This window comes from Lysobacter hankyongensis, from assembly GCF_039543145.1.
In the GTDB taxonomy this organism is placed as follows: Bacteria; Pseudomonadota; Gammaproteobacteria; order Xanthomonadales; family Xanthomonadaceae; genus Lysobacter_I; species Lysobacter_I hankyongensis.
Map to the genome: position 1 here is coordinate 150966 of NZ_BAABJE010000007.1, position 26029 is coordinate 176994.

Annotated in this window: 18 protein-coding genes; 10 read left to right on the plus strand and 8 right to left on the minus strand. The window is 67.0% G+C overall.

Translation table 11 applies throughout. The annotated features are described in order from the left end of the window. Positions 1–4: 4 nt before the first annotated feature. Both serA and ABD974_RS08855 read right to left on the minus strand, forming a co-directional pair. A complete protein-coding gene (serA, locus tag ABD974_RS08850; RefSeq protein WP_345302950.1) occupies positions 5–1582 on the minus strand; it encodes a phosphoglycerate dehydrogenase in 1578 nt (525 codons plus the stop codon). 287 nt (positions 1583–1869) lie between these two features. After that, entirely contained in the window at positions 1870–4836 is a 2967-nt protein-coding gene (locus tag ABD974_RS08855; protein ID WP_345302951.1) for a diguanylate cyclase domain-containing protein, read from the minus strand. 313 nt (positions 4837–5149) lie between these two features. Between ABD974_RS08855 and ABD974_RS08860 the strand changes: the two genes are divergently transcribed. After that, positions 5150–5395, plus strand: coding sequence for a DUF6289 family protein (locus ABD974_RS08860; RefSeq protein WP_345302952.1), 246 nt, complete (start codon positions 5150–5152; stop codon positions 5393–5395). A 78-nt stretch (positions 5396–5473) separates the two neighbouring features. Here the strand turns inward: ABD974_RS08860 and ABD974_RS08865 are convergent, their stop codons facing one another. Further along, positions 5474–7645: a S46 family peptidase gene (locus tag ABD974_RS08865; RefSeq protein ID WP_345303017.1), complete on the minus strand. Its 2172-nt coding sequence runs from the start codon at positions 7643–7645 to the stop codon at positions 5474–5476. A gap of 257 nt (positions 7646–7902) precedes the next feature. Between ABD974_RS08865 and tdh the strand changes: the two genes are divergently transcribed. Further along, a complete protein-coding gene (gene tdh / locus ABD974_RS08870; protein WP_345303018.1) occupies positions 7903–8925 on the plus strand; it encodes an L-threonine 3-dehydrogenase in 1023 nt (340 codons plus the stop codon). 348 nt (positions 8926–9273) lie between these two features. On the opposite strand, the gene ABD974_RS08875 is transcribed toward tdh, so the two are convergent. Further along, positions 9274–9975 (minus strand): TorF family putative porin, encoded by a 702-nt coding sequence (locus tag ABD974_RS08875; RefSeq protein ID WP_345302953.1) that lies wholly within the window; start codon positions 9973–9975, stop codon positions 9274–9276. Positions 9976–10213: 238 nt separating this feature from the next. Between ABD974_RS08875 and ABD974_RS08880 the strand changes: the two genes are divergently transcribed. The 7 genes from ABD974_RS08880 (at position 10214) to ABD974_RS08910 (ending at position 19946) form a co-directional block, all read left to right on the plus strand. Continuing rightward, positions 10214–11068, plus strand: coding sequence for a response regulator (locus tag ABD974_RS08880; RefSeq protein WP_345302954.1), 855 nt, complete (start codon positions 10214–10216; stop codon positions 11066–11068). A gap of 52 nt (positions 11069–11120) precedes the next feature. Further along, positions 11121–11480 carry a response regulator gene (locus tag ABD974_RS08885; RefSeq protein WP_345302955.1) on the plus strand — a complete coding sequence of 120 codons (360 nt, stop codon included), beginning with the start codon at positions 11121–11123 and terminating at the stop codon, positions 11478–11480. A 2-nt stretch (positions 11481–11482) separates the two neighbouring features. Next, complete coding sequence (locus tag ABD974_RS08890; RefSeq protein ID WP_345302956.1) at positions 11483–11989, plus strand: chemotaxis protein CheW; 507 nt, start codon at positions 11483–11485, stop codon at positions 11987–11989. 45 nt (positions 11990–12034) lie between these two features. Continuing rightward, positions 12035–14560: a methyl-accepting chemotaxis protein gene (locus tag ABD974_RS08895; protein WP_345302957.1), complete on the plus strand. Its 2526-nt coding sequence runs from the start codon at positions 12035–12037 to the stop codon at positions 14558–14560. A 72-nt stretch (positions 14561–14632) separates the two neighbouring features. Next, the gene (locus tag ABD974_RS08900; RefSeq protein WP_345302958.1) at positions 14633–18244 is read left to right on the plus strand and encodes a hybrid sensor histidine kinase/response regulator; all 3612 of its coding nucleotides are present in this window, start codon (positions 14633–14635) and stop codon (positions 18242–18244) included. Between the two features lie 81 nt (positions 18245–18325). Then, a complete protein-coding gene (gene kbl / locus ABD974_RS08905; RefSeq protein WP_345302959.1) occupies positions 18326–19546 on the plus strand; it encodes a glycine C-acetyltransferase in 1221 nt (406 codons plus the stop codon). A 1-nt stretch (position 19547) separates the two neighbouring features. Then, positions 19548–19946 (plus strand): HNH endonuclease, encoded by a 399-nt coding sequence (locus ABD974_RS08910; protein ID WP_345302960.1) that lies wholly within the window; start codon positions 19548–19550, stop codon positions 19944–19946. 37 nt (positions 19947–19983) lie between these two features. On the opposite strand, the gene ABD974_RS08915 is transcribed toward ABD974_RS08910, so the two are convergent. The 4 genes from ABD974_RS08915 to ABD974_RS08930 form a co-directional block, all read right to left on the minus strand. After that, complete coding sequence (locus ABD974_RS08915; RefSeq protein WP_345303023.1) at positions 19984–20316, minus strand: hypothetical protein; 333 nt, start codon at positions 20314–20316, stop codon at positions 19984–19986. Positions 20317–20446: 130 nt separating this feature from the next. Beyond that, positions 20447–21316 carry a pseudouridine synthase gene (locus tag ABD974_RS08920; RefSeq protein WP_425562666.1) on the minus strand — a complete coding sequence of 290 codons (870 nt, stop codon included), beginning with the start codon at positions 21314–21316 and terminating at the stop codon, positions 20447–20449. Next, complete coding sequence (locus ABD974_RS08925; RefSeq protein WP_345302961.1) at positions 21205–21732, minus strand: hypothetical protein; 528 nt, start codon at positions 21730–21732, stop codon at positions 21205–21207. Before ABD974_RS08925 ends, ABD974_RS08920 begins: the two co-directional genes overlap by 112 nt. Positions 21733–21928: 196 nt before the next feature. After that, positions 21929–23047 (minus strand): OmpA family protein, encoded by a 1119-nt coding sequence (locus ABD974_RS08930; RefSeq protein ID WP_345302962.1) that lies wholly within the window; start codon positions 23045–23047, stop codon positions 21929–21931. Positions 23048–23501: 454 nt separating this feature from the next. Here ABD974_RS08930 and ABD974_RS08935 point away from each other — a divergent pair, with 454 nt between their 5' ends. Beyond that, positions 23502–25592, plus strand: coding sequence for an oxidoreductase (locus ABD974_RS08935; protein ID WP_345302963.1), 2091 nt, complete (start codon positions 23502–23504; stop codon positions 25590–25592). Positions 25593–26029 lie beyond the last annotated feature (437 nt).

Sequence of the window (26029 nt, forward strand, 5' to 3'; positions counted from 1 at the left end):
GACCTCAGACCTGCTGCAGCGAGAGGATGCCCGGCACCGACTTCAGCGTCGCGATCTGTTCGTCGCTCAGCGGTTTGTCGACCGTGATCGCCGCGCGCGCCTGGCCGTCGCCCGCCGCACCCAACGCGAAGTTGACGATGTTCACGCCGGCGGTGCCGAGCTGCGAGCCGACCTGGCCGATCATGCCGGGACGGTCTTCGTTGCGCATCAGCAGCACGTGCGCGAGCGGATCGAACTCGATCTCGACGCCGTCCAGACGCACCACGCGCGGGCCGCGATGCAGAGTCGCTTCGATCTCGCGGGTCCGGATGTTGCCGCTGCCGTTGTCGCCGACCACGCGCACCTTGAGCAGGCGGTCGAAACCGTCGCCGTCGCCGCCGACGGTTTCGGCGACCGTCAATCCGCGCGCGGCGGCTTCCTGCAGCGCGTTCACCGGGGTGACGCGGCCGGATGCCGTACCCAGCAGCGCGGCGACCAGCAGACGCGTCAGCGGACGCGTATCGAGGGCATCGGTGCGACCGGCGTAGGTGATTTCCAGACGCGTCGGTGCGCGCACCAGACGCACGGCCAGGCGGCCCAGCGACGACATCAGCGGCATCCACGGCCCGACTTCGCGTGCGGCTTCGGCGGTGAGCGGCGGCAGATTGACGCAGCCCGCGACCGCGCCGGTGGCGGCGAAATCGATGATCTGCTTGGCGAGGATGGTGCTGACCGCCTGCTGCGCTTCGCTGGTCGATGCGCCGAGATGAGGAGTGAGGATGAGTTTCGGGTGCGCGCGCAGCGGCGAATCGGCCTGCAGGGGTTCGGTGGCGAAGGTGTCGAGCGCGGCGCCGGCGAGGTGGCCCGCGTCGAGCTGGCGCAGCAGCGCGTCCTCGTCGATCAGTCCACCGCGCGCGGCGTTGATCAGATACGCGCCCTTCTTCATCGCGCGCATCTGCGCTTCGCCGATGATGTTGGTGGTGTCCTTGGTGCGCGGGATGTGCAGGGTGACGATGTCGGCCCAGGCCAGCAGTTCGTCGAGGGTCTTCAGCGCGACGCTGCCCTTGCCCGCGGCCGACGCCGGCAGGAACGGATCGTACGCGGCGACGTCCATGCCGATGCCCTGCGCCTTGCGCGCGACTGTGCTGCCGATGCGCCCCAGACCGATGACGCCCAGGCGCTTGCCTTCGAGTTCGAAACCGGTGAGGCCGGCCTTGGGCCACTGCCCGGCCTTCATGCCGGCATCGGCTTTCGGGACGTGACGTGCGAGCGAGAACAGCAGCGAGATCGCGTGTTCGGCGGCGGCGAGCGTGTTGCCGTCCGGCGCGTTCATCACCGCGATGCCGCGGGCGGTGGCGGCATCGACATCGATGGTGTCGACGCCGGCGCCGGCGCGACCGATGACCTTGAGCTGCTTCGCCGCTTCGATCGCTTCGGCAGTGATCTGGGTGGCCGAACGCACGAGCAGCGCATCGACGCCATCGAGGGCGGCGGCGAGTTTGGCGGGGTCTTTGATCGGATCGGAGATTTCGACGGTCCAACCGGCGTCGCGGAACATCGCAAGGCCGTCTTCGTGGATACCGTCGCATGCCAGGACTTTCATTTCGAGCGCTCCATGTGGGGAAGGAATCCCGCGGAGCCCTGCAAGCCGGCACGACGAACAACATGATTGCGTTGGATCTGGGCGGCGAAAGCACCTGAACCTGGGTTCGAAGGGCCTTTCACCTGCGGTCGAGAAACGGGGCCGGCTGGCATGGGAATCCGCGACAGGGATCAGCCTAGCAGAGGATTCCGGCGCGGGAAAGGCCAACCCCGCCCCGTTCGTCGCGGCGAACGGTTGCAATCGAAACCATCGCGTCCGCGCCTCCGGGGGCCGGTCTGCCGGCGGGATCAATCTACCCGGTTGCGGCCCGCGCTCTTCGCCCGATACAGCGCCGCATCGGCACGCGCAACGCAATCGGCCGGCGTTTCGCCCGGATGCAGCTCGCTGACACCGATGCTGACGGTCATGCCGTCCGCGGCCTCGGCGACGTGGGCGCGGATGCGTTCGGCCAGATGCCGCACGTCCTCCAGCCCGCATCCCGGCGCGACGATCGCGAACTCCTCGCCACCGTAACGCGCGACCAGCGTATCGCCGCGCACGCTGTCCGAGAGACAGCGCGCGACGCGGATCAGGGCATCGTCGCCGGCCTGATGTCCGTTCGCATCGTTGTAGGTCTTGAAATGATCGACATCGATCAGCGCGAGACCGAGACGTTCGCCGGTGGCGTGCGCGCGCTCCACGGCCTGCTGCAGGAATGCATCGAATTTCCTGCGGTTCGCGATGCCGGTGAGGCCATCGCGATCGGCAAGATCCTGCAGACTGAAATTCAACCGTTCGAGATCCTGCGTGCGGGCGCGGACCAGTGCGTCCAGTTCGATATTCCGGGACCGCAACGCAGCGAGCCTCCGGCGCTGACGCCGGATCAGCGCGAAGCCGGCGAGCAGGCTCGCCAGCGCGACCAGCGCGGGCAGGAACCAGGCGCGCTCGTACCAGCGCGGAATCACCTCGAACGGATACGGCACGCCTTCGATCGGCGGCGCATTGCCCACGCGGGCGCGCACGTGCAGCGTGTACCGGCCGGGCGGCAGCGAGAAGAAGCGGAAGCCCGGCTGCATGCCGAAATCCGACCATGTGTCGTCGAAGCCCTCAAGACGGAACTGATAGCGTTTGTCGCCGACGCCCGAAAAATCGGTCAGCCCCAGATCGAACTCGAGGGTGGCGCCGGTCATCAGGAATCCGGGCGGCTGGTCGAGCGGCAGCGTCGACACCCGTTCGCCGCCGCGGTTCAGCCGCACCCGGGTGATGCGCAGCGTCGCACGCTCCGCGATGGGCCGCGTGCCGTCTCCATCATGGTCTCCGGCACGACTCAGATAGCGCACCAGCAGCCCGTTCGCCGCGATCAGCGCATCGCCGCCGGGCAGCGTCAGCAGACTCATGAACGGGCCGTCTTCGGGCCGCGCATGCAGCGCGACCGCCCATCGACCGTTGCCGCTCTTCCGATACGCGGTGTGATAGCTGTATGCCCAGCGATCGCCGTCGCCGGAGGCGACCAGGGTCACGACTTCGCCCGCGTCCAACAGCCCGCCGAGACCATCGAGATCGTCCGCGACGAAGCGGCCCGCGCGGTAACGGAACAACCCCGCTTCGGTGCTGACCACCGCGCCCTCCGGCGTCGCGCTGACGACGGCCGTGTTCGCGGCGCCGAAGCGCAGGCCCTCGCGCGGACCGAAACGCACGACGCGAAAGCCGTTGGGATCGCGCGCGTCCAGGACCGCCATCGCCAGACCGTTTTCGTCGCTGCCGAGCAGAATGCCGTCCGCCGTCGCGGCCAGCGAACTGACCAGCCAGGGCGCTTTCGTATGCCGACCCGCTTCGACATAACCGTCGCCGTCGCGCTTCAGCAGCACCGGCCCGAATTCCGATCCCACCCACAAAAGCCCGGGATGCGCGGGATCCAACAGCAGCGTGCGCGGGTACAGGTCGTCGCTGCCGATGACGGTCGCGCGCCCGTGGTCGATCCGGCTCAGGCTTCGCGAATCGGCGAGCAGCAGACCGGCACCGTCGTCGAGGATGTGCCATGCCTCGCCGCGGGTCCAATCCTGCCGCGCAAGAGGATGGTCGAACACGCCGTTCGCGATGGACCCGCGATAGACGCCGGCCCCGGTGGAGAGATACAGCGCATCGCCGATGCGATGCAGCGCGTACACCGACCCTTCGACGCCTTCGGCCTTGCCGTAGCGCAACCAGCGGAACGGCCATTCGACGCGGATCAAACCGCGATCGTCCACGCTCAGCAGCGCGCCGTCGTCGTCGACCACCACTTCGGGAATGAAACTCTTGCCGACCTGGATCGATTCGAAGCGGCGCCGCGGCAGATCGAGCACGCGCAGGACGCCGTCGAACGAACCGAACGCGAACTTGCCGCCGCCGAGGGCGACGCCGTTGTTGATCTGGATCGCATTGTCGTGGAGGCCGCCGCCGTGGGCACTGCCGTCATCAGCAGCGCCATCGGTCGAGGCCACGTCGTCGAGCGGATCGACCCGGCCGTCCTTGAAGATCTTGAGTCCGCCGGCCGCATCCGTGATCAGCACGCCGCCGTCGTCGAGCGCGAAGAAGTTGTAGATCAGCGCGGTCGACAATCCGCCGGTGCCCGCGATCGGCACGAAGGCATCGCCCTCCAGACGACGGAGACCTTCGCCGCGCCACTGCACCCAGAGTTCGTCGCCCACGCGATCGATCTCGCCGAAACGGCCTTCGTGATGCCAATAGCCCGCGCGCGCGCCATCCGCGTCGACCGCGAACAGATCGCGCAGGCCGCGAAAGTAGATGCGGCCGCGGTGCTCGGTGATCTGCCAGATGTCGGCAAAGTTGATGTCGGCGAAGTTCGCGTCCGCGACATCGGTGCCGGAGGCGTCGGCACCGGCGGGCCGGGCGCCCGACGATCCGCTGTCGGCGAGATCGCGCCGGAATCCCGGCACGAGATCGACGTATTCGAGATCGCCGTTCGACAAGGTGCGGAGATAACCGAAACAGTCGCTGCCGCCCACCCACAGGCGCCCGCGGGCGTCGGCGTGCAACGCGCGGACCGCACCGGGCCGCGGCGTTTTCAGCCATGTCCAGCGGCCGCCATCGAAACGCAGGATGCCGCCGCTGCCGCCAACGTAGATGTGGCGCAGGCGGTCCTGCTCGACCGAGAAATACTGCGGATAGACCCGCACATCCGGCGAGATGCGCGTGATCTGCGGATCGGCTGCACGGGCCATGCTCGCCGCGAACAGCAGCAGCGCGAACGCCCATCCGATGCATCCCCGCATATCGCGCTCCCGTGCCCTGCCATGGCTCCGATCGCAGGGTCGGCGCGCCTCGGCCGCGGATTCCTCCAACGACGGTCCGCGACCCGGACTGCGGCTGCGCGCCCTGCGAAGGACGGCGTTGCGCAACGGACCGCCCCCTGCCGACCGGTCCCACGGGCAGCGTCGCAAGAGTATCGGCGCTTTGCAAGCGTTTGCGCGAAGCCGCGGCGCCCACTCGAAGAAGTGCTGCCGGGATAACGTTTTCGCAATTCGGCTGGCGCTAGAGTCGGTGCGCCGGACTTCCCGGCAGTACTTCACAACAAAGGAACGAACGATGAAGACTTCACTCAAGCGCCGCAGCACCAAGATCGCTCTCGCGCTGGGCGCCGCCTTCGCCATCGGCGCAGCGGTCGCCGCCGCCCCCGGGCCGACCTCGATTGGCGAGTTCTACTATTACTTCGATGCCGCCGGCAACACCATCGGTTATCGCGCGATCGACTGCAACGGCAACTACACCGCGTGGGGCAAGACCAGCACGCGCTATTCCAACGGCTACGCGCTCTGCCTGCCCCGCGACTGACCGGGGCGCAATCGGAAGCCACAGATGCGGAAACGGCGGCCGTGGCCGCCGTTTCCTTCGCACGCCGCGCCGGAGCGGTTACTTCTTCGCCGGCACGCCCAGTTCCTGCAGCAGCTGCGGCGCCGGAAACACTTCCTGCATGATCCAGCGCATGTAGCGTTGATCCACCGAGATCATGCGGGTGACGGCGGGATCGAACACCCAGTTCGAACTCACCGATTCCCAGTTGCCGTCGAACGCCAGGCCGACCAGACGACCATTGGCGTCGAGCACCGGCGAGCCGGAGTTGCCGCCGGTGATATCGAGGTCGGACAGGAAATTCACCGGCACGGTACCGAGCTTCTTGTCGACGAGGCCGCCGTAACGCTTGGCGCGGATCGCTTCGAGCTGCGCCTGCGGTGCGTCGAAGGGCTCCTGGCCGGTCGCCTTCGCCGCCACTTCCTCCAGCAGCGTGAACGGCTTCTGCCGCGAGCCGTCGCGCTTGGTGTAGCCGGTCACGTTGCCGAAGGTGATGCGCAGGGAACCGTTGGCGTCCGGATAGACCGCCTCGCCCCGGCTTTTCTTGTATTCCGCGACCGCCTGCAGGAACAGCGGACGCGCGACCATGCTGTCGCCGGCGCGCGATTTGCGGGCCTCTTCGAGCCGCAGCAGGGTCGGCATCATCGCCACCGCATAGCGGATCGCCGGATCCTTGCTGCGCTCGAATTCCTTGCGGTCGGCCTTCATCCAGCGCAGACGCTCGTCGGTATTGCCGAGCTTGCTCGCGGACATGGACTTCAGCGCGGCGGCGATCGCCTTGTCGTCGCTGCCCTTCAGCCAGGCATCCAACGGCTGCAGGCGCTGTTCCTTCGGAAGACGCACGTACTGTTCCAGCCAGTAGCGCATCATCTCGCGATCCATGGTCGGGTGATAACGGCGTTCCATCTGGCGCAGGCTGCCTTCGATGCCGGCGAGATCGCGCTGCTGGAAGCCGGACTCGCGGTCGGCATCGGCCTTCTCGCGCTCGATCGACAGCCGGTACAACTGGGTGGCGACGCTGAGCACGCCGTTGCCGCCGAGACGGGCGAGCACCAGATCGCGCTCGCGCGTGGCCTGGGTCTGCACATTGAGCGAACGCAGGGTCTCGTAAGCCTCCAGCGCCGGCGTGCCGGCCTTGCCGCGCTTGCGCAGCCAGCTCAGCACCGCCTGCTCCTGCTTCTCCTTGATGCCCGACGCGCCCATGCGCTCGAACCCTTCGAGCTGGCCGTCGTAGTTCTTCAGCACATTCTCCCAACTGCGCACGATGCTGGCGTACTTCACCGCGATGTCGGGGACCTTGCGGCCCTCGGCGTCGACCAGCGCCACCACCGCCTTGTTGTGGCGGCTGATGGTGGGATAGGTCCAGTCCACGGTGTTGGCGAATTCCTCGGCCAGCGCGTAGCGATTGGTGTTGCCCGGATAGCCGGCCACCATGACGAAATCGCCGGCGGCCAGCGGCTTGTCGGCGATGCGCAGGTATTGCTTCGGCCGGTACGGCACGTTGTCGGTCGAATACGCGGCGGGACGACCGTCGCGGCCGACGTAGGCGCGGTAGAACGCTAAGTCGCCGGTGTGGCGCGGCCACATCCAGTTGTCCACTTCGCCGCCGTAGTTGCCGACGCTGCCGGGCGGCGCGTAGACCAGGCGCACGTCCTTGATCTCGAGATTGCGGAACAGGCGATAGGTGCCGCCACCGAAGAAGCTGTACAGGGTGCAGCGATAACCCGGCGTGGCTTCGCAGTCGGCGATCAGGCGCTTCTCGATGACATCCCGGGCCCGGGTGCGGCTCAGTGCGTCCGGCGCCGCGGCGATGGCCGCGCGCACCTGCGTGGTCACGTCGTCGATGCGGTCGAGCACGTAGATGCGGGCGTTCGGGCCGGCGCTCAGCTCCTGCGCCTGCGTCGGCGCACTGAAGCCGTCCTTGATGAGGTTCTTTTCCGGCGTGGAATTCAGCTGGATCGCACCGTAGGCGCAGTGATGATTGGTCGTGACCAGACCCTGCGGCGAGACGAAGCTGGCGGTGCATCCGCCCAGCGAGACCACCGCGCCCAGCGGGTCGCCGGTGAGGTCGCTCAGCTGTTTCGGGGTGAGCTTGAGGCCGGCGGTCTTCAGCGGCCCGGCGATTTCGGGCAACTGCTGCGGCACCCACATGCCTTCGACGGCGGAGGCGGCAGGCGAAAACACGCCGGCGACGAAGGCGACGGTCGCGACGGCGAGCAGGTTCGGGGAAATACCGTGACGGGACATGACGTTCTCGGACTGCGGGACAAAGAGCACGAGTGTATCGGTTCGTCACCGGCGCCGGCCATGTCCAATGGTCATGCCTGCCGAAGCGACGCTGCGACGGACGTCGCACTGCAGGCGCCGCCTGACGTCCATACGCGACGGCATGGCGCACATGCCGTCGACGCCTGAACGGACGGTCGCGGACCGGGGCGTATAATCCGCGCCCCAACCACAGCGACGGGCGATCCATGGCCACGACGACGATGAAGGCGCTGGTGAAGCGCGAAGCCGGCAAAGGCATCTGGATGGAGGACGTGCCGGTGCCGTCGCCCGGCGCCAACGAGGTGCTGATCAAGCTGGAGAAGACCGCGATCTGCGGCACCGACCTGCACATCTATCTCTGGGACGAGTGGAGCCAGCGCACGATCAAGCCCGGCCTGGTGATCGGGCACGAATTCGTGGGCCGCATCGTCGAGATGGGTCCCGGCGTCACCGGTTATCGCCTCGGACAGCGGGTCTCGGCGGAGGGCCACATCGTCTGCGGCCATTGCCGCAATTGCCGCGCCGGCAAACCGCATCTGTGCCCGAACACGGTGGGCATCGGCGTGAATCGCGACGGCGCCTTCGCCGAATACCTGGTGATGCCGTCCAGCAACCTCTGGCCGATCCCCGACCAGATCCCGAGCGAACTGGCCGCGTTCTTCGACCCGTACGGCAACGCCGCGCACTGCGCGCTGGAATTCGACGTGGTCGGCGAGGACGTGCTGATCACCGGCGCAGGCCCGATCGGCGTGATGGCCGCCGGCATCTGCAAGCACATCGGCGCACGCAACGTGGTCGTCACCGACGTCAACGACTACCGCCTCAAGCTCGCCGCCGACATGGGCGCCACCCGCGTGGTCAACGTCAGCAACACGTCGCTGAAGGAAGTGATGAAGGACCTGCACATGGAAGGCTTCGACGTCGGCCTGGAAATGAGCGGCAATCCGCGCGCGTTCAACGACATGCTCGACTGCATGTACCACGGCGGCAAGATCGCGCTGCTGGGCATCCTGCCCAAGGGCGCGGGCGTCGACTGGGACCGGATCATCTTCAAGGGCCTCACCCTCCATGGCATCTACGGGCGCCGGATGTACGAGACCTGGTACAAGATGACCCAACTCGTGCTGTCCGGCTTTCCGCTGGGCAAGGTCCTCAGCCACCAGTTGCCGATCGACGACTTCCAGAAAGGCTTCGATCTGATGGAATCCGGCAAGTCCGGGAAGGTCGTGCTGAGTTGGAACTGAAACGGCGGATTCATGCCGCGGGCGGGTGGTCGCACGTTCGGAACCCACTCGGGAAGGGGCATGAATTCGGCCGTGCCGGGAGTCGCGTCCATCTGACGCAGTCGTCGGCAATGATGTGACCATGCGCGGCAGCATGGGACGGGAACCGCAATCGATTGTCTCCCGGCCACCGCGTTACATCGCGTTACATCGCGTTACATCGCGGACCCGGACTGCGCTGCAATCGTATTCAATAGATTTGGCCAATCGAACATACCGGAACGATCTGCGGGCCGAACGCGACACGCAAAAAGAAAGGGCGCCGAGGCGCCCTTTCTCGTGTCTCCGGATCGCTCCGGCGGGAGGCGATCAGCCGCCGACCGAGAACGTCACCACGAACTTGTCTTCGGCATTGTCTTCGCCGAACAGATCTTCGCCGTTGTTGTCGGTGCCGATGTAGCTGACGCCGATGTTCACCGGGCCGAAGTCGCGGTTCACGCCGACCGAGTAATCCATGTAACCGTCCTGGGTGGCCAGGTCGTCGTCGACCGTGGTGTAACCCACGCCGGCGGTGATGTTGTAGCCGTCGCCGACTTCCCAGCTGCCGCCCAGCGCAGCGTAGATGCTGTCGGTGCTGCTGTTGAGGTAATCGTTGGTGTAACCCAGCGTCGCCGAATAATTCTCGGCGAACGAGACCTTGCCGATCAGCTCGTTGTAGGCGTAATCCACGCCATCCGGCTCGCCGACGTAGTTGTAGCGGACCAACTGCACGTCGAGATTGACGCTGTCGGAAAGATCGCCGTTCCAGCCGACGAAGGTGTCGACTTCGGCATCGGTGCTCTCGCCGAAGTCCACGTTCGACGCCCATGCGCCGACGTAGAGACCGTTCGACCAGCTGTAGCCGGCGCCGGCCTGGATGGCGGGCTTGTCGTCGGTCTGGGAAATGCCGCGGAACATGTATTCGGACGTTGCGGCGGCGTTCCAGTTGAAACCGGAATCGTCTTCGTCCTGAGCCTGTGCCGCCAGCGGCATCAGCGCCAGCAGCGCCACGGAAATCAGCTGTTTACGCACAAGAACCTCCTCTGTCAGGGGATGTGGATCGTTTCGTAGGGGGGAGAGTGGATGCCGTTTTTGGCGGCATCACCCCCGAGATTAACTCATATTTAACCGACGGAAACACCCCTGAAATTTCTCGGTCACCTCTCTGCCGTATGCCAACCGTTCATTTTTGGCATCAATCTTGCTCAATATCTCGAACGCTCCAGCCTGTCTCAACTGACAGGTCCTCCCACGAACATGAGGTTCAGGTATGGCCTACCAGGTCGCGCTGTGCGGATTGACCGCCAGGGATTCCAGGCTGCTCGAAATCGTGATCAACCGCGCCAACAGCGGACGCCACGCTTTCCACGCCGGCCAGGCGGAGAACATGCCGCAGCCCGGCGTGGCGATCGTCGACGCCAGCTCGCCGCTTTCGATCGAGATGTACCAGGATCTGCAGCAGCGCCACCCGCGGCTGATTCCGGTGACCATCTCCGACCATGGCATGGCCGGGGACAGCCGTTACCGGATCGAACGCAAATCGCTGTTCCTCCAGGTGATGAAAGTCCTGGACGACCTCGCAGACCACGAATTCATGGGCAACAAGGTGACGGCCCACCCGACCGCGACGACGACCGCGCCATCGCAGAGCGCGGCCGCCCAGGCGGTGGTCGAGTCGGCTTTCGTCCCCGGCAAGGCCGGCGAACCCCAACCGCTGACCGCGCTGGTGGTGGACGACAGTCTGACCGTGCGCGAGCAGATGCGGCAGGCATTGCAGCGTCTGGGCATCGCCTGCGATCTGGCCGACAGCGCCGAAGCGGCGATGCGCCTGCTGGAACACCACAGTTACAACCTCGCGTTCCTGGACGTGGTGATGCCCGGCACCGACGGCTACGAACTGTGCCGCAAGATCAAGCACAACACCTACCTGCGCATGATGCCGGTGCTGATGCTCACCAGCCGCTCTTCTCCGTTCGACCGCGCGCGCGGCGCGCTCTCGGGCTGCGACAGTTATCTCATCAAGCCGATCACGTGGGACACCTTCAGCCAGGCGGTCGACAAGGCGCTGATGAAATCCTTCCGCAACGATCGCGCGCAGATGATCGCGCGCGGTTACCGGCTCTGATCGACCCGCGCACACCGTATTTCCGCTCCCTCCTTTCCAAGGAACGTCCACCGTGCCGAAAGCTCTCATCTGCGACGACTCCGCCGCCGAACTCGCGAATCTGCGCAGCATCCTCACCAACGCCGGCTGGCATTCGGTGACCGCCTCCAACGGCGCGGAAGCCGTGCAGAAGGCCATCTCCGAGAAACCCGCGCTCATCTTCCTCGACATCATCATGCCGGACATGGACGGCTACGAAGCGTGCCGGCAGTTGCAGGCCAGTGCCGATACGAAGGCCATTCCGGTGGTGTTCGTCTCCAGCAAGAACCAGAAGGCCGACCAGATCTGGGCCAAGATGCAGGGCGGCAAGGCGCTGATCGGCAAACCCTACTCCGCCGATCAGATCGTCGACACGCTGAAGGCCTTCGGCTGAGCATGACCGCAACCGACGTCCCCGCGATCAACGGCGGTTTCACCGGTGCCGCCGCGACCGCGCCGGCCGCCACGCCGCGCATCGCGTTCCAGGCGCATCCGCGGTTGCCGTGGCTGCTGGTGCCGGAAGGCGTTCCGATGCAGGTGCTGATCGACGCGGTACCGGTGCGCGTGCCGAATACCCGCGCATGGTTCAAGGGCGTGGTCAGCCAGCGCGGCAACCTGCTGCCGGTCTTCGATCTGGCCGGTTGGGCCGGATTGTCCGCAGGCGACGCAAAACCGCTGATCGTTTCGGCAGGCGTCGGCGCCAGCGCCTGCGCGATCGCGTGCGCCGCGACGCCGACGCTGTTGTACGCGGAACGCGAAGCGACGCCTGCGGCGACGGTCGCAGCGCTCGAACCGTTTCTGGGACGCGCCCATGCCAGCGCACAGGGGATCGCGCGCGAGTTCGATCTCCAGCGCTGGCTCGCGGCCGTCGCACAAGACATCACCGGCGGCGCGTCGGGCTGATCGCCCGCGTCCCGCTTTCCGATATCCGCTCCGGGGAAAATCCGCATGGCCACTTCTTCGTCCTCGTTCTTCGGCAGCATCCGCGGCCGGCTCATCGTCGGCACCGCGGCGCTGGCGCTGATCCCGCTGATCCTGCTCGCCGGTGTGCTGGGCTATTACGCCAGCCGCCAGTCGGCCGCAGCGCTGGATCAGCGCGCCTACGACCAGATGGCGTCGATCCGCGCCGGCAAACAGGAAGAAATCAACGCCTATTTCGGCAACGTCTCCGACCTGATGCGCACCGTGGCCAACACCGCCGAAGTGAGGCAGGCGCTGCGCGAAGGCACCACGACCCAGCCGCAGATGGCGGCCGGCGTCGATCTGGACGTCGCGAAGGCCGCGCTCACGGATTACTACCAGGCCGATTTCGGCCGGCAGTATTCGATCCGCAATCCCGGCCAGCGCGCGGACATTTCCGGGTTCGTCGAAAAGCTGCCGCCGCAGACGCTGGCCGCGCAGTACGTCTACATCGCCGACAACCCGAACCCGCTGGGCAAGAAGGGCGATCTGGACCAGGCGGACGACGGCTCGTCCTACAGCGCGATGCACGGCCGCATCCACGGTTACGCGCGGCGCGCGGTGGAAAGCTACGGCCTGTACGACTTCTTCCTGGTCGACGCGCAGACCGGCTTCGTGGTCTACACCTACTTCAAGGAACTCGACTTCGCCACCAGCCTGCGCGACGGCCCCTGGGCACAGAGCGGCCTGGGCCAGGCCTACGCCAAGGCGATGGCCTCCAAACGCGCCGACGACGTCTCCATCACCGACTATTCGCCCTATCGCCCGTCGTACGACGATCAGGCCTCGTTCGTCAGCACGCCGATCACCGACGAAACGGGCAAGACCATCGGCGTGTTCATCGTGCAGCTGCCGATCGACCGCGTGAACCAGATCATGACCTTCGATGGACGCTGGAAGGATGTGGGCCTAGGCGAATCCGGCGAAACCTATCTCGTCGGCGCGGACAAGACCCCGCGCTCGATTTCCCGGTTCATGAAGCAGAACAGTGCGGGCTTCCTCGACATGATGCGCGGCCTGAAGACCCCGCAGGCGAAGCTGGCGGCGATGGATTCGCGAGACTCCAACATCGGCCTGATGACGGTGGACACCCGCGGCGTGAAGGATGCGCTGGCGGGCAAAAGCGGCACAGCGGTCTATCCCGATTACCGCGGCATCGACGTCCTCGGCTCCTACGCGCCGATCGACGTGCTCGGTCTGCGCTGGGTGATTCTGTCGGAAATCGACGCCGCCGAATCCAGCGCACCGGTGACCGCGCTGCAGCGAGGCATCGCGATCGCGGGTCTCGCCACCCTCGTGCTGGTGGGCCTGATCGCGCTGTTCGCCGCCCTGCGCCTCGCGCGCTCGATCAACGTGCCGCTGAGCCGGGTGCAGGACACCGTGCTGAAGGTGGGCGCCGGCGATCTCGACGCCCGCACCGGCCTGCAGAGCAACGACGAAATCGGCCAGCTGGCGAAGGCCTTCGACGGCCTGCTCGACGAAAAGGTGGCCGAGCTGGCGCGCGCGCAGCAGGAGAACGAACAGCTCAACAACTCGGTGATCGAGATCATGACCTCGGTCGCGCAGCTCGCGCAGCGCGATCTGAACGTGAAGGTGCCGGTGTCCGAGGACGTGACCGGCGCGGTCTCCGACGCGATCAACATGATGACCACCTCGACCGCGCGCGCGCTGCGCGACGTCAACGCGATTTCCGCGCAGGTCTCGGACAGTTCCAGCCGCGTGAAACAGCGCGCGGACACCGTGCTCAAGCTCGCCGACGAAGCCAGCAACCAGGCGAACGCGGCCTCCGCTGAATTGAGCACCACCGCCAACGCGCTGCGCCAGATCGGCGAACAGGCGCAGGGCGCAGGGCGCGAAGCGGAACGCGCGCTGAGCACCACCGGCGAAGCGCTGAGCGTCGTGCGCGCCACGGTCGAAGGCATCACCGCCTCGCGCGACCAGATCCGCGAAACGGAAAAACGCGTCAAGCGGCTGGCCGAACGCTCGCAGGAAATTTCCTCGGCGGTGACCATCATCGGTCAGATCGCCGAGCGCACGTCGGTGCTGGCGCTGAACGCGTCGATGCAGGCGGTGGCGGCCGGCGAGGCGGGCCGCGGTTTCGCGGTGGTGGCGGACGAAGTGAAGCGGCTTGCGGAAAACGCCCGCGAAGCGACCCAGCAGATCGCCGGACTGGTGAACGCGATCCAGTCGGATACCACCGAAACCCTGCAGGCCATGAACGGCACGATCACCCAGGTCGTGGACATCACCCGCCTCGCCGACAAGGCCGGCGCGCAGATGAACGACACTCGCGAAGCGACCGAAGCGCTGGTGAATTCGGTACGCACGATTTCGCAGGCCACCCAGACCCAGGGCGAAGCCTCGCAGCGTCTGTTGGCCCGCGCCTACGAACTCATCAGCGCGTCGCAGCGCACGCTGGAGGAAATCGAACAGCAGCGCGGCGATACCGAGCATCTCAACGCGTCGGCGTCCGCGCTGGTCAGGACGGTGTCGGAATTCCGGCTGCCGGGCTGATCCCGGCGCCGATCGCGATTCCGGTTCCGATTCCGCACCACCGCACGCCACCGCGCATCGAGGTCCACCGCCATGTCATCGCCATCCGAGAGCGCAGACGCCCTGCCCGCCGCGAGACCGCTCGCCACGGCGGACTACCGCGCGCAGCTCGACACCCTGGTGTCGCTGTTGCAGGTGGCCAATGCCGTGCCCGAGATGGCCGACGCGGTCCTGCTCGGACAGATGGTGGAAACCTTGCAGACCGGCGCGGCCAACGCGCCGCTGCCGGGCGTCGCCGATCTGCTGCGCAGCTGGATGGCGGCACTGCAGGATCTTGGCCGGCGCGGCGATGCGCTGACCCGCGACGATCTGATCCGCATGAGCCTGTGGTTCATCGGGCTGCAGGAGCATCTCGCCGGCCGCCTCGACCGCGACGGCCGACGCATGCTCGCGCAATTGCCCGACGACATCCGCTGGCTGCCGCGGTTGTCGCCGAGTTTCGTCCACGTGATCGCACGCCGGCTCGATCAGGCCGCGAGCGAACCCGCGAACGCGGCGCAGCCCATCGCCATCGCCGCGACGGACGCCGTGGCGGCGCCTCGCGTGCCGGATGCCTTCACGGTCGCCGCCGACACCGCGCGACTGTTCGTCGAATCCTCGGCCGCGGATCCGATCGCACGGACGAATCCCGATCCCGTCGTCACCTCCGCAGCGTCGGCGATCGGCGACACATCCGAGGACATCGTCGCCGACAGCAATGGATCCGAAGCTGTGGAGCCCGATGCGATCGCATCGCCCGTCTCCAGCATCGAAGCGGACGCCTTCGTCCCCGATGACGCGCCGGCCGCAGGCACCGGTCCGATCTGGATCGGACGGGAAGAACTCGACCTCACCCGCCAGGCCATCCTCGAACAGGTGCTGCCGCTGACGCAGACCTGGTCGGATGCGATGGATACGGCGGCCGCCGATGCGCTGATCGAGGAACTCGGCTATCAGTGCCAGCTGATCGTCAATGTGATGGAACTGATCGGCACGCTCGAACTCGCCCGCGGCATGGATCTCATCCGCGAAGGTCTGGAACGGCGCGAGGCCGCCATCGGGCCGGAAGCGCTCGCGATCTGGTGCAACGCGCTGCTCGCCGCGTTCGAACAGCCGGGCCGCGAGGCCGCCGACCTGCTGGTCGCGACCGCTCCTGCCCTGCCCGCGCTGGATGCGCGCTGGTCGGCCGCGCTCGGCGACGAACTCGCGCGCGTCGCGGTCGGATTCGATCCGGCGCTGATCGCGCAGCGCAAGACCGTCGCCGGATTCGAAGACATCGGCCTGACCCCCGCGAACGATGTGCTGCCGAGCGTGCTCGACGGCATGTATCGCGAACTGCCGGGCAACACCGCCCGACTTGGCGATGCCGTGCGCGCGCTCGCCGCGACCCGCTCGCCCGAGCCCATCGACGAAGCACGCCGCGTCGCGCACACACTGAAGGGCGACGCCAACACGGTCGGCATCCGCGGGCTGGCGAATCTCACCCACGCGCTCGAAGACATCCTGATCGCGCTGGCGAAGCGGCCGGATCTGCTCGACGACGATTGCGCCGAGCTGCTGACCGCCGCCAGCGATTGCGTCGAGGAAATCTCGGATCATCTGCTCGGCCGCGGCCCGGCGCCCGACGATCTGCTCGACCTCTACCAGCGCGTGCTGGATGCCGCGAATGCGCTCGCCGACGGCGCGCAGACGCCGCAGACGTCGATCCAGCATGCGCCCGCCGATATCGCCACGGCATCGACACCGGCGCCGACGCCATCGCTGACACCCGCATCGACGGTCATGCCCGCAGCGTCCACGCCTGCGCTGCCTGCAATCGCGGGCGGCATGGCCGCGAGCGGCATCCAGAGCCTGAACGTGCCCAGCGCACTGCTCGACGAACTGCAGCGCCTCGCCGGCGAAACCCTGGTGACATCGCGCCAGATCGACCAGCAGCTCGAAGGTCTCGGCACGATCCATCGCGACCAGCGCCAGGGCGTGCGCTACACCCACGAACTGATGGGGCGCCTCGACGATCTGGTCGCGCTGCGCGGCGCGGCGCTGCAGTCAACCGCGCAGAAGGCCGGCGCCGATCTCGATCCGCTCGAGATCGACCAGTACAACGAACTGCACGTGATCTCGCGGCAGTTGCTGGAAGCGCACGCCGACAGCGGCGAATTCATGCGCCGCATCGACCGCATCATGAACGCGCTGTCCGATCTGCGCAGCGAACAGGAACAGCTCAACCGCGATCTGCAGCGCACCATCCTGCGCACCCGCACGGTCCCGTTCGGCCAGATCTCGCAGCGCCTGCAACGCATCGTCCGCCAGACCGCGAAACAGGTCTTCAAGCAGGTCGAACTCGACATCGTCGGCGAGGACATCCCGGTCGACGCCGAACTGCTGGAACGCATCGTCGAACCGCTGGCGCATCTGCTGCGCAACGCCATCGACCACGGCATCGAAGCGCCCGAAGCGCGCATCGCCGCCGGCAAGCCCGACACCGGCCGGATCATGCTGCGCGTGGGCCTGCAGGGCGACGCGGCGACGATCGAACTGCAGGACGATGGTCGTGGTCTGGATCTCGACGCGATCCGCGCGCGCGGCATCGCCGCCGGCCTCATCGACGCCGACCAGCCCGCCGACGAACGCCTGCTCACCCGCCTGATCCTGCTGCCCGGCTTCTCCACCCGCAGCAGCGCATCGGACGTCTCCGGCCGCGGCATCGGCATGGACGTCGTCAACCAGCGCATCGCCGCGCTGCGCGGCACGCTGACGCTGTCCAGCCAGACCGGCCACGGCACCCGCGTGCTGATGCGCCTGCCGGTGACGCAGACGCTGGCCAACGTGATCGTCGCCCGCGGCCAGCGCCAGGTCAGCGCGGTGGTCGCGGCCTCGGTCGAGCGCGTGGTGAGCTTCGCCGCCGGCGAATGCCGCTACGACGACGGCCACCTGACCGTCGCGCTGGACGGTACCCCCGTTCCGGCGCTGCCGATCGAAGCGTTCTACGGCGACAGCGCCGACATTTCGATGTGGCTGGGCGGCGGCATCGGCCTCGCCGTCCGCGACCCCGACGGCCGGCCCAGCGTCGTGCTGGTCCGCAGCATCGACGAGGTGCGCAGCGTGGTGGTGAAACCGATGGGCGCGTATCTGCCGCCGGTGCCCGCGGTGCGCGGCATCACCCAGCTCGGCGACGGCGGCCTGGCGCCGGTGATCGATCTCGACGTGCTGCTGCAGTCGTCGCACGACCGCCGCTTCGATACCGCGCGCCTCTCGGTGACCGCGGCCGCGGCCGCCACCCGCGTGGTGGTGGCCGACGACTCGCTGAGCGTGCGCCGTGCACTCGAACAATTGATGCAGGATGCCGGCTTCGAAGTCGCCACCGCGCGCGATGGCTTCGAAGCGCTGGCCGCCATCCAGGCCAAACCGACCCACGCCCTGCTGGTCGACCTCGAAATGCCGCGGATGAACGGTCTGGAAGTCGCCCGCAACCTGCGCAATCAGGCGTCGACCCGCGACCTGCCGGTGGTGATGATCACCTCGCGCGCCACCGACAAGCACCAGGCGATGGCCGAACAGGCCGGCGTCACCCGGCTGCTCGGCAAACCCTTCTCCGAAGACACTCTGGTCGCGCTGGTGCGCAGCCTGATCGCGGAACGCGCTTCGGCGGAAGCGGCCAGCGGCTGACATCGACGACGATACGGCGGCGCAGGGCGGTGCCGCCGTGCCGCGCGTACACTATGCGGCCACGCCATTTCGTGTGCCGCCATGTCCAACGATTCCGCCCTCGCCCGGACCGCACTCACCCAGCGCTACGCCGAAGAACTCGACGCCATCCGCGCCCAGGGCCTGTTCAAGTCGGAACGCATCATCACCAGCCCGCAGTCCGCCGAGATCGAACTCGCCGACGGTCGCACGGTGCTGAATTTCTGCGCCAACAACTATCTCGGCCTGGCCGACCACCCTGACATCATCGCCGCGGCAAAGACCGCGCTCGATACCCACGGTTTCGGCATGGCCTCGGTGCGCTTCATCTGCGGCACGCAGGACCTGCACAAGCAGCTCGAAGCGAAGATCGCGGCGTTCTTCGGCACGGAGGACACGATCCTCTACGCCGCCTGCTTCGACGCCAACGGCGGCCTGTTCGAGCCGCTGCTGGACGAGCGCGACGCGATTATCTCCGACGCCCTGAACCATGCCTCGATCATCGACGGCGTGCGCCTGTGCAAGGCCAGACGCTATCGCTATGCGAACTGCGACATGGCCGACCTGGAGCAGCAACTGCAGCAGGCGAAAGCCGACGGCGCGCGCACGATCATGATCACCAGCGACGGCGTGTTCTCCATGGACGGCGTCATCGCTCCGCTCGACGAGATCACCGCGCTGGCCGCGAAGTACGGCGCGCTGGTGCACATCGACGAATGCCATGCCACCGGATTCCTCGGCGCCACCGGTCGCGGTTCGGCCGAGGTGAAGGGCGTGATGGACCGGATCGACATCTTCACCGGCACCCTCGGCAAGGCCATGGGCGGCGCGCTCGGCGGTTTCACCACGGCGAAAAAGGACGTGATCGAAATGCTGCGCCAGCGCTCGCGGCCTTACCTGTTCTCGAACTCGCTGCCGCCGCACGTGGTGGCGGCGGGCATCCAGGCCTTCGACATGCTGTCGACCGCCGACGACCTGCGCGAACGGCTCGCCGGGAATACCCGGTATTTCCGCGAGCGCATGACCGCCGCAGGTTTTGACATCAGGCCCGGCGTGCACCCGATCAGCCCGGTCATGTTGTACGACGCGCCGCTGGCGCAGCGGTTCGCGGAACGTCTGCTGGAGGAAGGCATCTACGCCATCGGTTTCTTCTTCCCTGTCGTACCGCAGGGCAAGGCCCGCATCCGCACCCAGATGAGCGCCGCGCACACCCGCGAACACCTTGATCGCGCGATCGATGCGTTCGTGCGGATCGGCCGCGAGCTGGGCGTCATTCCGTCCTGACGTGCGTCCCGCGCTGCGCCGGCTGTTCCTGCGCGCGCTCGCCAGCGATGCATTGGCGGCACGGGAGGACGGCGAATGGCGGACGCGCTGCCTGCACTGCCGTCGTCGCCTGCACGTGCGCGCCGACGGCGAAGCGCTCGGGCACGCGACCCTGGAACACGTCGTGCCGCAGGCCTGGTTCGGCAAGCGCGCGGCCGCCACACTCACCGCCCGCGTCGGCGACGATGCCAACGATGCGCGCAATCTCGCCGTGGCCTGCGCGGGATGCAATCACGGCAAGGGCGTGAGCCACGATGCTCGCGGCCCGCAGGACGAGCGCGCACGCGAGGTCGTCGCACGGTTGCTGGAGAGCCGGCTCGCGCGCTGGCGCGCGCCGGAGACGGACGACGACGAAGGCTGAACGCGCGTCGCGACTCGAGGGACGACATCAGGCGATGTCAACGCTTCTGACGCTTCGCCGATGTGGCGGCGGGCTGCGGCTTGGGTTCCGCGCGGGCCTGAGCTTTGGGCCGGGGCTTCGGCTGCGCCTTTGGTACCGGCTTCGGAGAAGACCGCTCCGTTGGCCCCTTGGCGATGCGGATGCCCCGCGCCTTCATCCATGCGTCGAAATCGCTGGCGCTCATCCTGCGCCCGTTCTGGGTCATCTCGAAACGATTCGACTTGCCGATCGCGACCGGCGGCGGCGGCAGATCGTCGGCGGTGGGCGTGCGGCTGGCGCAGCCGGGCAGTGCGACGACGACGGCGAGCGCCGTCAGCAGGATGATGCGCATGAATCTGGATCCTCTTCGATCGCCGGATCCCCCCGGCCGCGAGTGTAGGCGGGGCTTCGATCGGGTGCCTGAACATCGACGGGCGTCGCGCACAGATCGACGCATGCCGCAGGGTCCGACGTGATCCGGGTCACGCATCGCGCGCAGGTGCACCGAGGCATTGTCGTTCCGCCGCCGTCAACACCCGCCACTGCCCTTTCGGCAGTTCGCCCAATACAAGATCGCCGATGGCGACGCGAATCAAGCGCAGCGTCGCGATGTCGAAGGCGGCCAACAGGCGCCGGATCTGCCGGTTGCGGCCTTCGTCGAGCACGATCTCGACCCAGGCATTCTTACCGCCGGCGCGCAGCAGCGTGGCCGAAACGGCGGACAGTCGCTCGCCATCCGCATCCACGCCGTCGCGCAGGGCCGCCAGCAGCGCGTCGTCGGGCACACGGTCGATCTGCACCCGATAGGTCTTGTGCGGGCCCGTCGCAGGATCGGTGATGCGCGCCGCCCACAGCGGATCGTTCGTGAACAGCAGCAGCCCTTCGCTGGCCTTGTCCAAGCGTCCCACCGGCGCAATCCACGGCAACGGTCGACCGTCATCGAGCCGGGCACCGTCGAAGCAACGATAGACCGTGTCGCGGCCGCGTTCGTCGTTCGCGGTCGTCACCAGCCCACGCGGCTTGTTCAACATCAGATGGATCGGCGCGACGATGCCCGGGGTTTCGCCATCGACGACGATGTCGTCGCGGGCCAGGTCGGTCGGGAATTCGGGGTCGCGCACCACGCGTCCGCCCACCCGCACGCGTCCCGCGCGCACCCATTCCGCGGCCTGACTTCGCGAGCAGATGCCGCGCTTGGACAGGACCCGGGCGATGCCGTAGCGCGGGCCGCGCGAAGCCGTCAGCGTCGTTTCTTCTTCGGCGGTTCCGGCGCGGGAGCCGGCGGAGGGGGCGGCGGTGCAACCGGTTTGGCCGGACCCTGCACGACCCGCACGCCACGCGCCTTCATCCAGGCGTCGAATTCGTCGGCGGTCATGCGCTTGCCGTCCTGGGTCATGTTGAAACGCCAGGCCTGAGCATCGCCGGGTTTCGGCTGATAGGCACCCGCGGCGCCCGACAGCGGCTGGGCGGCTGCCGCGGTAGCGCGGCATTCGTTGTGCTTCACGCGCGCCAGCACCAGATCGACCGATGTGCCTTCCACGAACAACTGCGCGAAACCGACGCCCGAACCGATCTGTGCATTCGGCGCAGCCAGTTCCTCGGCGATCGGCGTGGATTGCAGGATGTTGCCCTTCGCCGGCGCCTGCGGCTTCAGCGCAGTGCAATCGACCGAAGCCTGCGCGACAGCGGCACAGGTGAACAGCGAAAGGCCGACCAGACAACCGATCATGCGCGCACGCGGAAGGACGGAAACCGGATTCGGGCGCATGGAAGCAACTCTCGCAGGGTCGAAGCGTCGAGTGTAGGCCCGGCGTGGCACGACCGACAACCGGAGGCGACCTCAGGATTGCGGGATCGTGATCGTGCGCCGGAAACACCGAACGGCAAAACACCGACATCGGCCCTGAAACGCCGAAGCCCGGCACGAGGCCGGGCTTCGGGGATTGCGACGAGCGTGTCCGGAATTACTGGACGTTGAGCTCGGTGCGACGGTTGGTCTCGTTCTTGCACTCCGGCAGGGTCTGCGCGGTGGCAACGAGCGGACGGCTCTCGCCGTAACCGTTCGGGCCGGCCAGACGGCCAGCGTCGATACCGTTGTCGGTCAGGTACTTGTACACGGTGTCCGAACGACGCTGCGAGAGCGACTGGTTGTAGCCGTCGTTGCCGCAGAGGTCGGTGTGACCGGCGACTTCGACGCGCAGGTCGGGGTAACGCTTCAGGATTTCGACAGCCTCGTTCAGGATCGCAACGGCGTCCGGACGCAGGGTGGCCTTGTCGAAGTCGAAGTTCACGCCCTTCAGGTCGATCGAGATCTGGACTTTGCAGCCGTCCGGACCGATGGCTTCGCCCGGCTGCGAGTTCGGGCAGCGGTCGTTGCAATCGTTGACGCCATCACCGTCGCTGTCCTTGTCGGCGCAGTTCGGGGCCGGCGGCGGCGGCGGCGGAGCATCGGCCACCGGTTCCGACGGTTCCGGACCCAGCGGGACGATGAAACCGACCGAGGCCAGCACGTCGCCGAACCAGCTTTCGTTGGAGGCGTTCACGCTGGTGTCGTCGGCGTCGAGGCGGTAGGCGACTTCGGCGCGAAGGCCGATGCGGCCCAGGTCACCCTGGAGACCGCCACCGATCTTGCCGGCGAGATTGCCGTCTTCACGCTGACCGGGGGAGTTCGGGCTCGGGAAGGCGTCGAATTCTTCTTCCGAACGCTGGTAGCCGAGGCCGGCCACCACATACGGGTTCCAGTTGCGGCCTTCGGCGATGAAGTGACGACGCAGGTCGATCGACACGCCGTACTGGCTCCAGTTCAGATTGCCGGCGCGCTGGAAGGGCGCACGGATCACGTCGGGGTTCTCGAAGTGCGGGTTCTGGTAGTTGAACTCGCCGTCGAGCGACCAGTTGTCGCTGATGAACTTGCCGAAGCCGATGGTGCCGAACGGCGCGTTGCGGGTACCGCGGTCGCCGTCCTGGATGTTGAAACCGGCCGAGGTGGTGAGATACCAGCGGTCATCGAAGTCCTGCGCGGAGGCGGTCTGGGCCACGGCCAGCCCGCTCAGCAGCGCGGCACAGAGGAGTTTCTTGTTCATTGACTCAATGCTCCTTGGAGGAATTGATTTAAGGACTCGGTGGTGTCGATCAGGACGAAAAGACTGCCGCGAAGGGGCCTGTCCATCCATAGCATCCGGCCGCGTCATGGGCTTGTTAACACTAGCATAACAGTTTCGGGAATCCAAGCACAGTTCAGGTTCCTGAGGAACCATTTGGTCCGGATTGTTGTCCCGCCCTGGTGGCTATGATTCACCTTTAAAGCTGAACGGATTCAGTCATGCGGAAAACATGACCGATCGTGCGACAAGCGGTGGTCGCCGGTCGGTCGCCGACGGGTGATCCACTCCGCAATCAGCGCCATCCGCTGCGCCATGGTTGGAGGCGCTGGCCGCCGCCTGCACGCTTATTGTAAGCCGGCCCCTTGAGACCGAGGTGCTTTCCCGGCATGGTGCGCGCTCCATACGTCCACGAATGCCACCCGGGCATCGATCGATGAACGCGCAATCCGCCGCCGCTTCGCCCTACCCCCATCTCTTCTCGCCCCTGGATCTCGGATTCACGACGATCCGCAATCGCGTGCTGATGGGCTCGATGCACACCGGGCTTGAGGATCGCGCAAGCGATTTCCCGAAACTGGCCGCCTATTTCGCCGAGCGTGCGGCAGGCGGCGCAGGTTTGATCGTCACCGGCGGCTTCTCGCCGAACATGATGGGCTGGCTGAAGCCCTTTTCCAGCAAACTCAGCTGGCCATGGGAAGCGGGCAAACACCGCCAGGTCACGTCCGCGGTGCACGCGCACGGCGCGAAAATCTGCCTGCAATTGCTGCATGCAGGCCGTTACGCATACCACCCCTTGTCGGTGGCGCCCTCGCGGATCAAGGCGCCCATCAACCCGTTCACGCCGCGCGCGCTGACCGGCTTCGGTATCGAACGCACGATTTCCGCGTACGCGAACGCCGCGAAACTGGCGCGCGACGGCGGCTACGACGGCGTCGAAGTCATGGGTTCGGAAGGCTATCTGATCAATCAGTTCCTCAGCGCGCGAACCAATCGCCGCGACGACGCGTGGGGCGGCGACCTGCAGAAACGCATGCGCTTCGCGACCGAGATCGTGCGCCGCGTGCGCGAAGCCTGTGGGCCGGATTTCATCATCATCTACCGGCTCTCGATGCTCGAACTCGTGCCGGAAGGCTCGACCTGGGACGAGATCGTGGCGCAGGCGAAAGCCATCGAAGCCGCGGGCGCGACGATCCTCAACACCGGCATCGGCTGGCATGAGGCGCGGGTGCCGACGATCGCGACCTCCGTGCCGCGCGCTGCGTTCGCGGGCGTGACCGCGAAGCTGCGCCCGGAAGTGCGGCTCCCGCTGGTCGCGACCAATCGCATCAACATGCCTGACGTGGCCGAAGGCATTCTTGCGGGCGGCGGCGCCGATCTGATTTCCATGGCGCGCCCGCTGCTGGCAGATCCGGAGTGGGCCAACAAGGCCCGCACCGGCCGCGCCGACCGCATCAACACCTGCATCGCCTGCAACCAGGCCTGCCTGGATCATGTGTTCGAGCAGAAGAAGGCCAGTTGTCTGGTGAACCCGCGCGCCTGCGCGGAGACCGAACTCAATTATGCGAAGACGAACGCGCCGAAGCGCATCGCCGTGGTCGGCGCCGGCCCGGCGGGGCTGGCCTGCGCCACCGTCGCCGCGGAACGCGGGCATCGCGTGGTGCTGTTCGATGCCGCCGCGGACATCGGCGGGCAGTTCAATCTCGCCAAGACCATTCCCGGCAAGGAGGAATTCCACGAAACCCTCCGCTATTTCCGCCATCGCATCGCGGACACCGGGGTCGAGCTGAGGCTGTCGACCACGGCGGATGCCGATGCGCTGAAAGGCTTCGACGAGATCGTGCTGGCGACCGGCATCGCGCCGAGGACCGTTCGTTTTCCCGGTTCGGACCATGCCCGCGTTGTCGGTTATCTCGATGTTCTCAACGGCCGCGTGAAGATCGGCGCGCGGGTCGCGATCGTGGGCGCCGGCGGCATCGGTTTCGATGTCGCCGAATATCTCGTGCATCAGCCGATCCTCGACGACGCCCGCTTCGCCGAGGATCCCTTCCATGCCGGCGCGCCTCACGTTTCTCCCACGCAGGATCCCGTGCGCTGGATGGCCGAATGGGGCGTGGACCCGAGCTTCTCCGGGCCCGGCGGCCTGCGCAAACCGCAGCCGGAGCCGCCGAGCCGCGAGGTGTGGCTGCTGCAGCGCAGCCCGGGCAAGCCCGGCGCGCGACTGGGCAAGACCACCGGCTGGATCCACCGGGCCGCACTGAAGGCCAAGCAGGTGAAGATGCTGGGCGGCGTCGAATATGTCGGCGTGGACGACAGCGGCTTCCGCATCCGCGTCGATGGCCAGGAGCAGACCCTGGCGGTCGATCACATCGTGATCTGCGCCGGCCAGGAGCCGCGCCGCGATCTGTTCGATGCACTGCAGAGCGCCGGCATCGCCGCACATCTGATCGGCGGTGCGGACGTGGCCAGCGAGCTCGACGCCAAGCGCGCCATCGCCCAGGGCAGCCGGCTGGCGGCCGGGTTCTGATCGTTCCGGCCGGGACACGCGACAACGCCCGGCGGCCCTTTCCGGCCCCGCAAACCGCGCATTCCGTGAACCTGTCGGCGGTGGGCCATGGCGCGCCGCAGCAACGCTGGCACGACTCAGCGGCCGGTGATACGCCTGTTCAGACAGGGGCTTACGGACCCTTTCGAACAAAAACTCCAGTCTAATCAGAGATTTCCGATTTTTCATTCAGCCACCGTTATGGTTCGCTGGCTACCCTACGCCCGCTTTCCCGCCACCGGATGCGGGACCAGCGCGAGATCGCGGCAGGCGACAACCCACCCCAAGAGAGGGTGATTCGCTGCCCGGTCCACGTTTGGGCTACAAGCGGCCATAGAGCACGCAGCCCTCCCCAGTACGCCATGTCGTCCCCGACCATCGCTTTGCTTTGCAGGATTCACTGCCCGCAGCGTCGATGG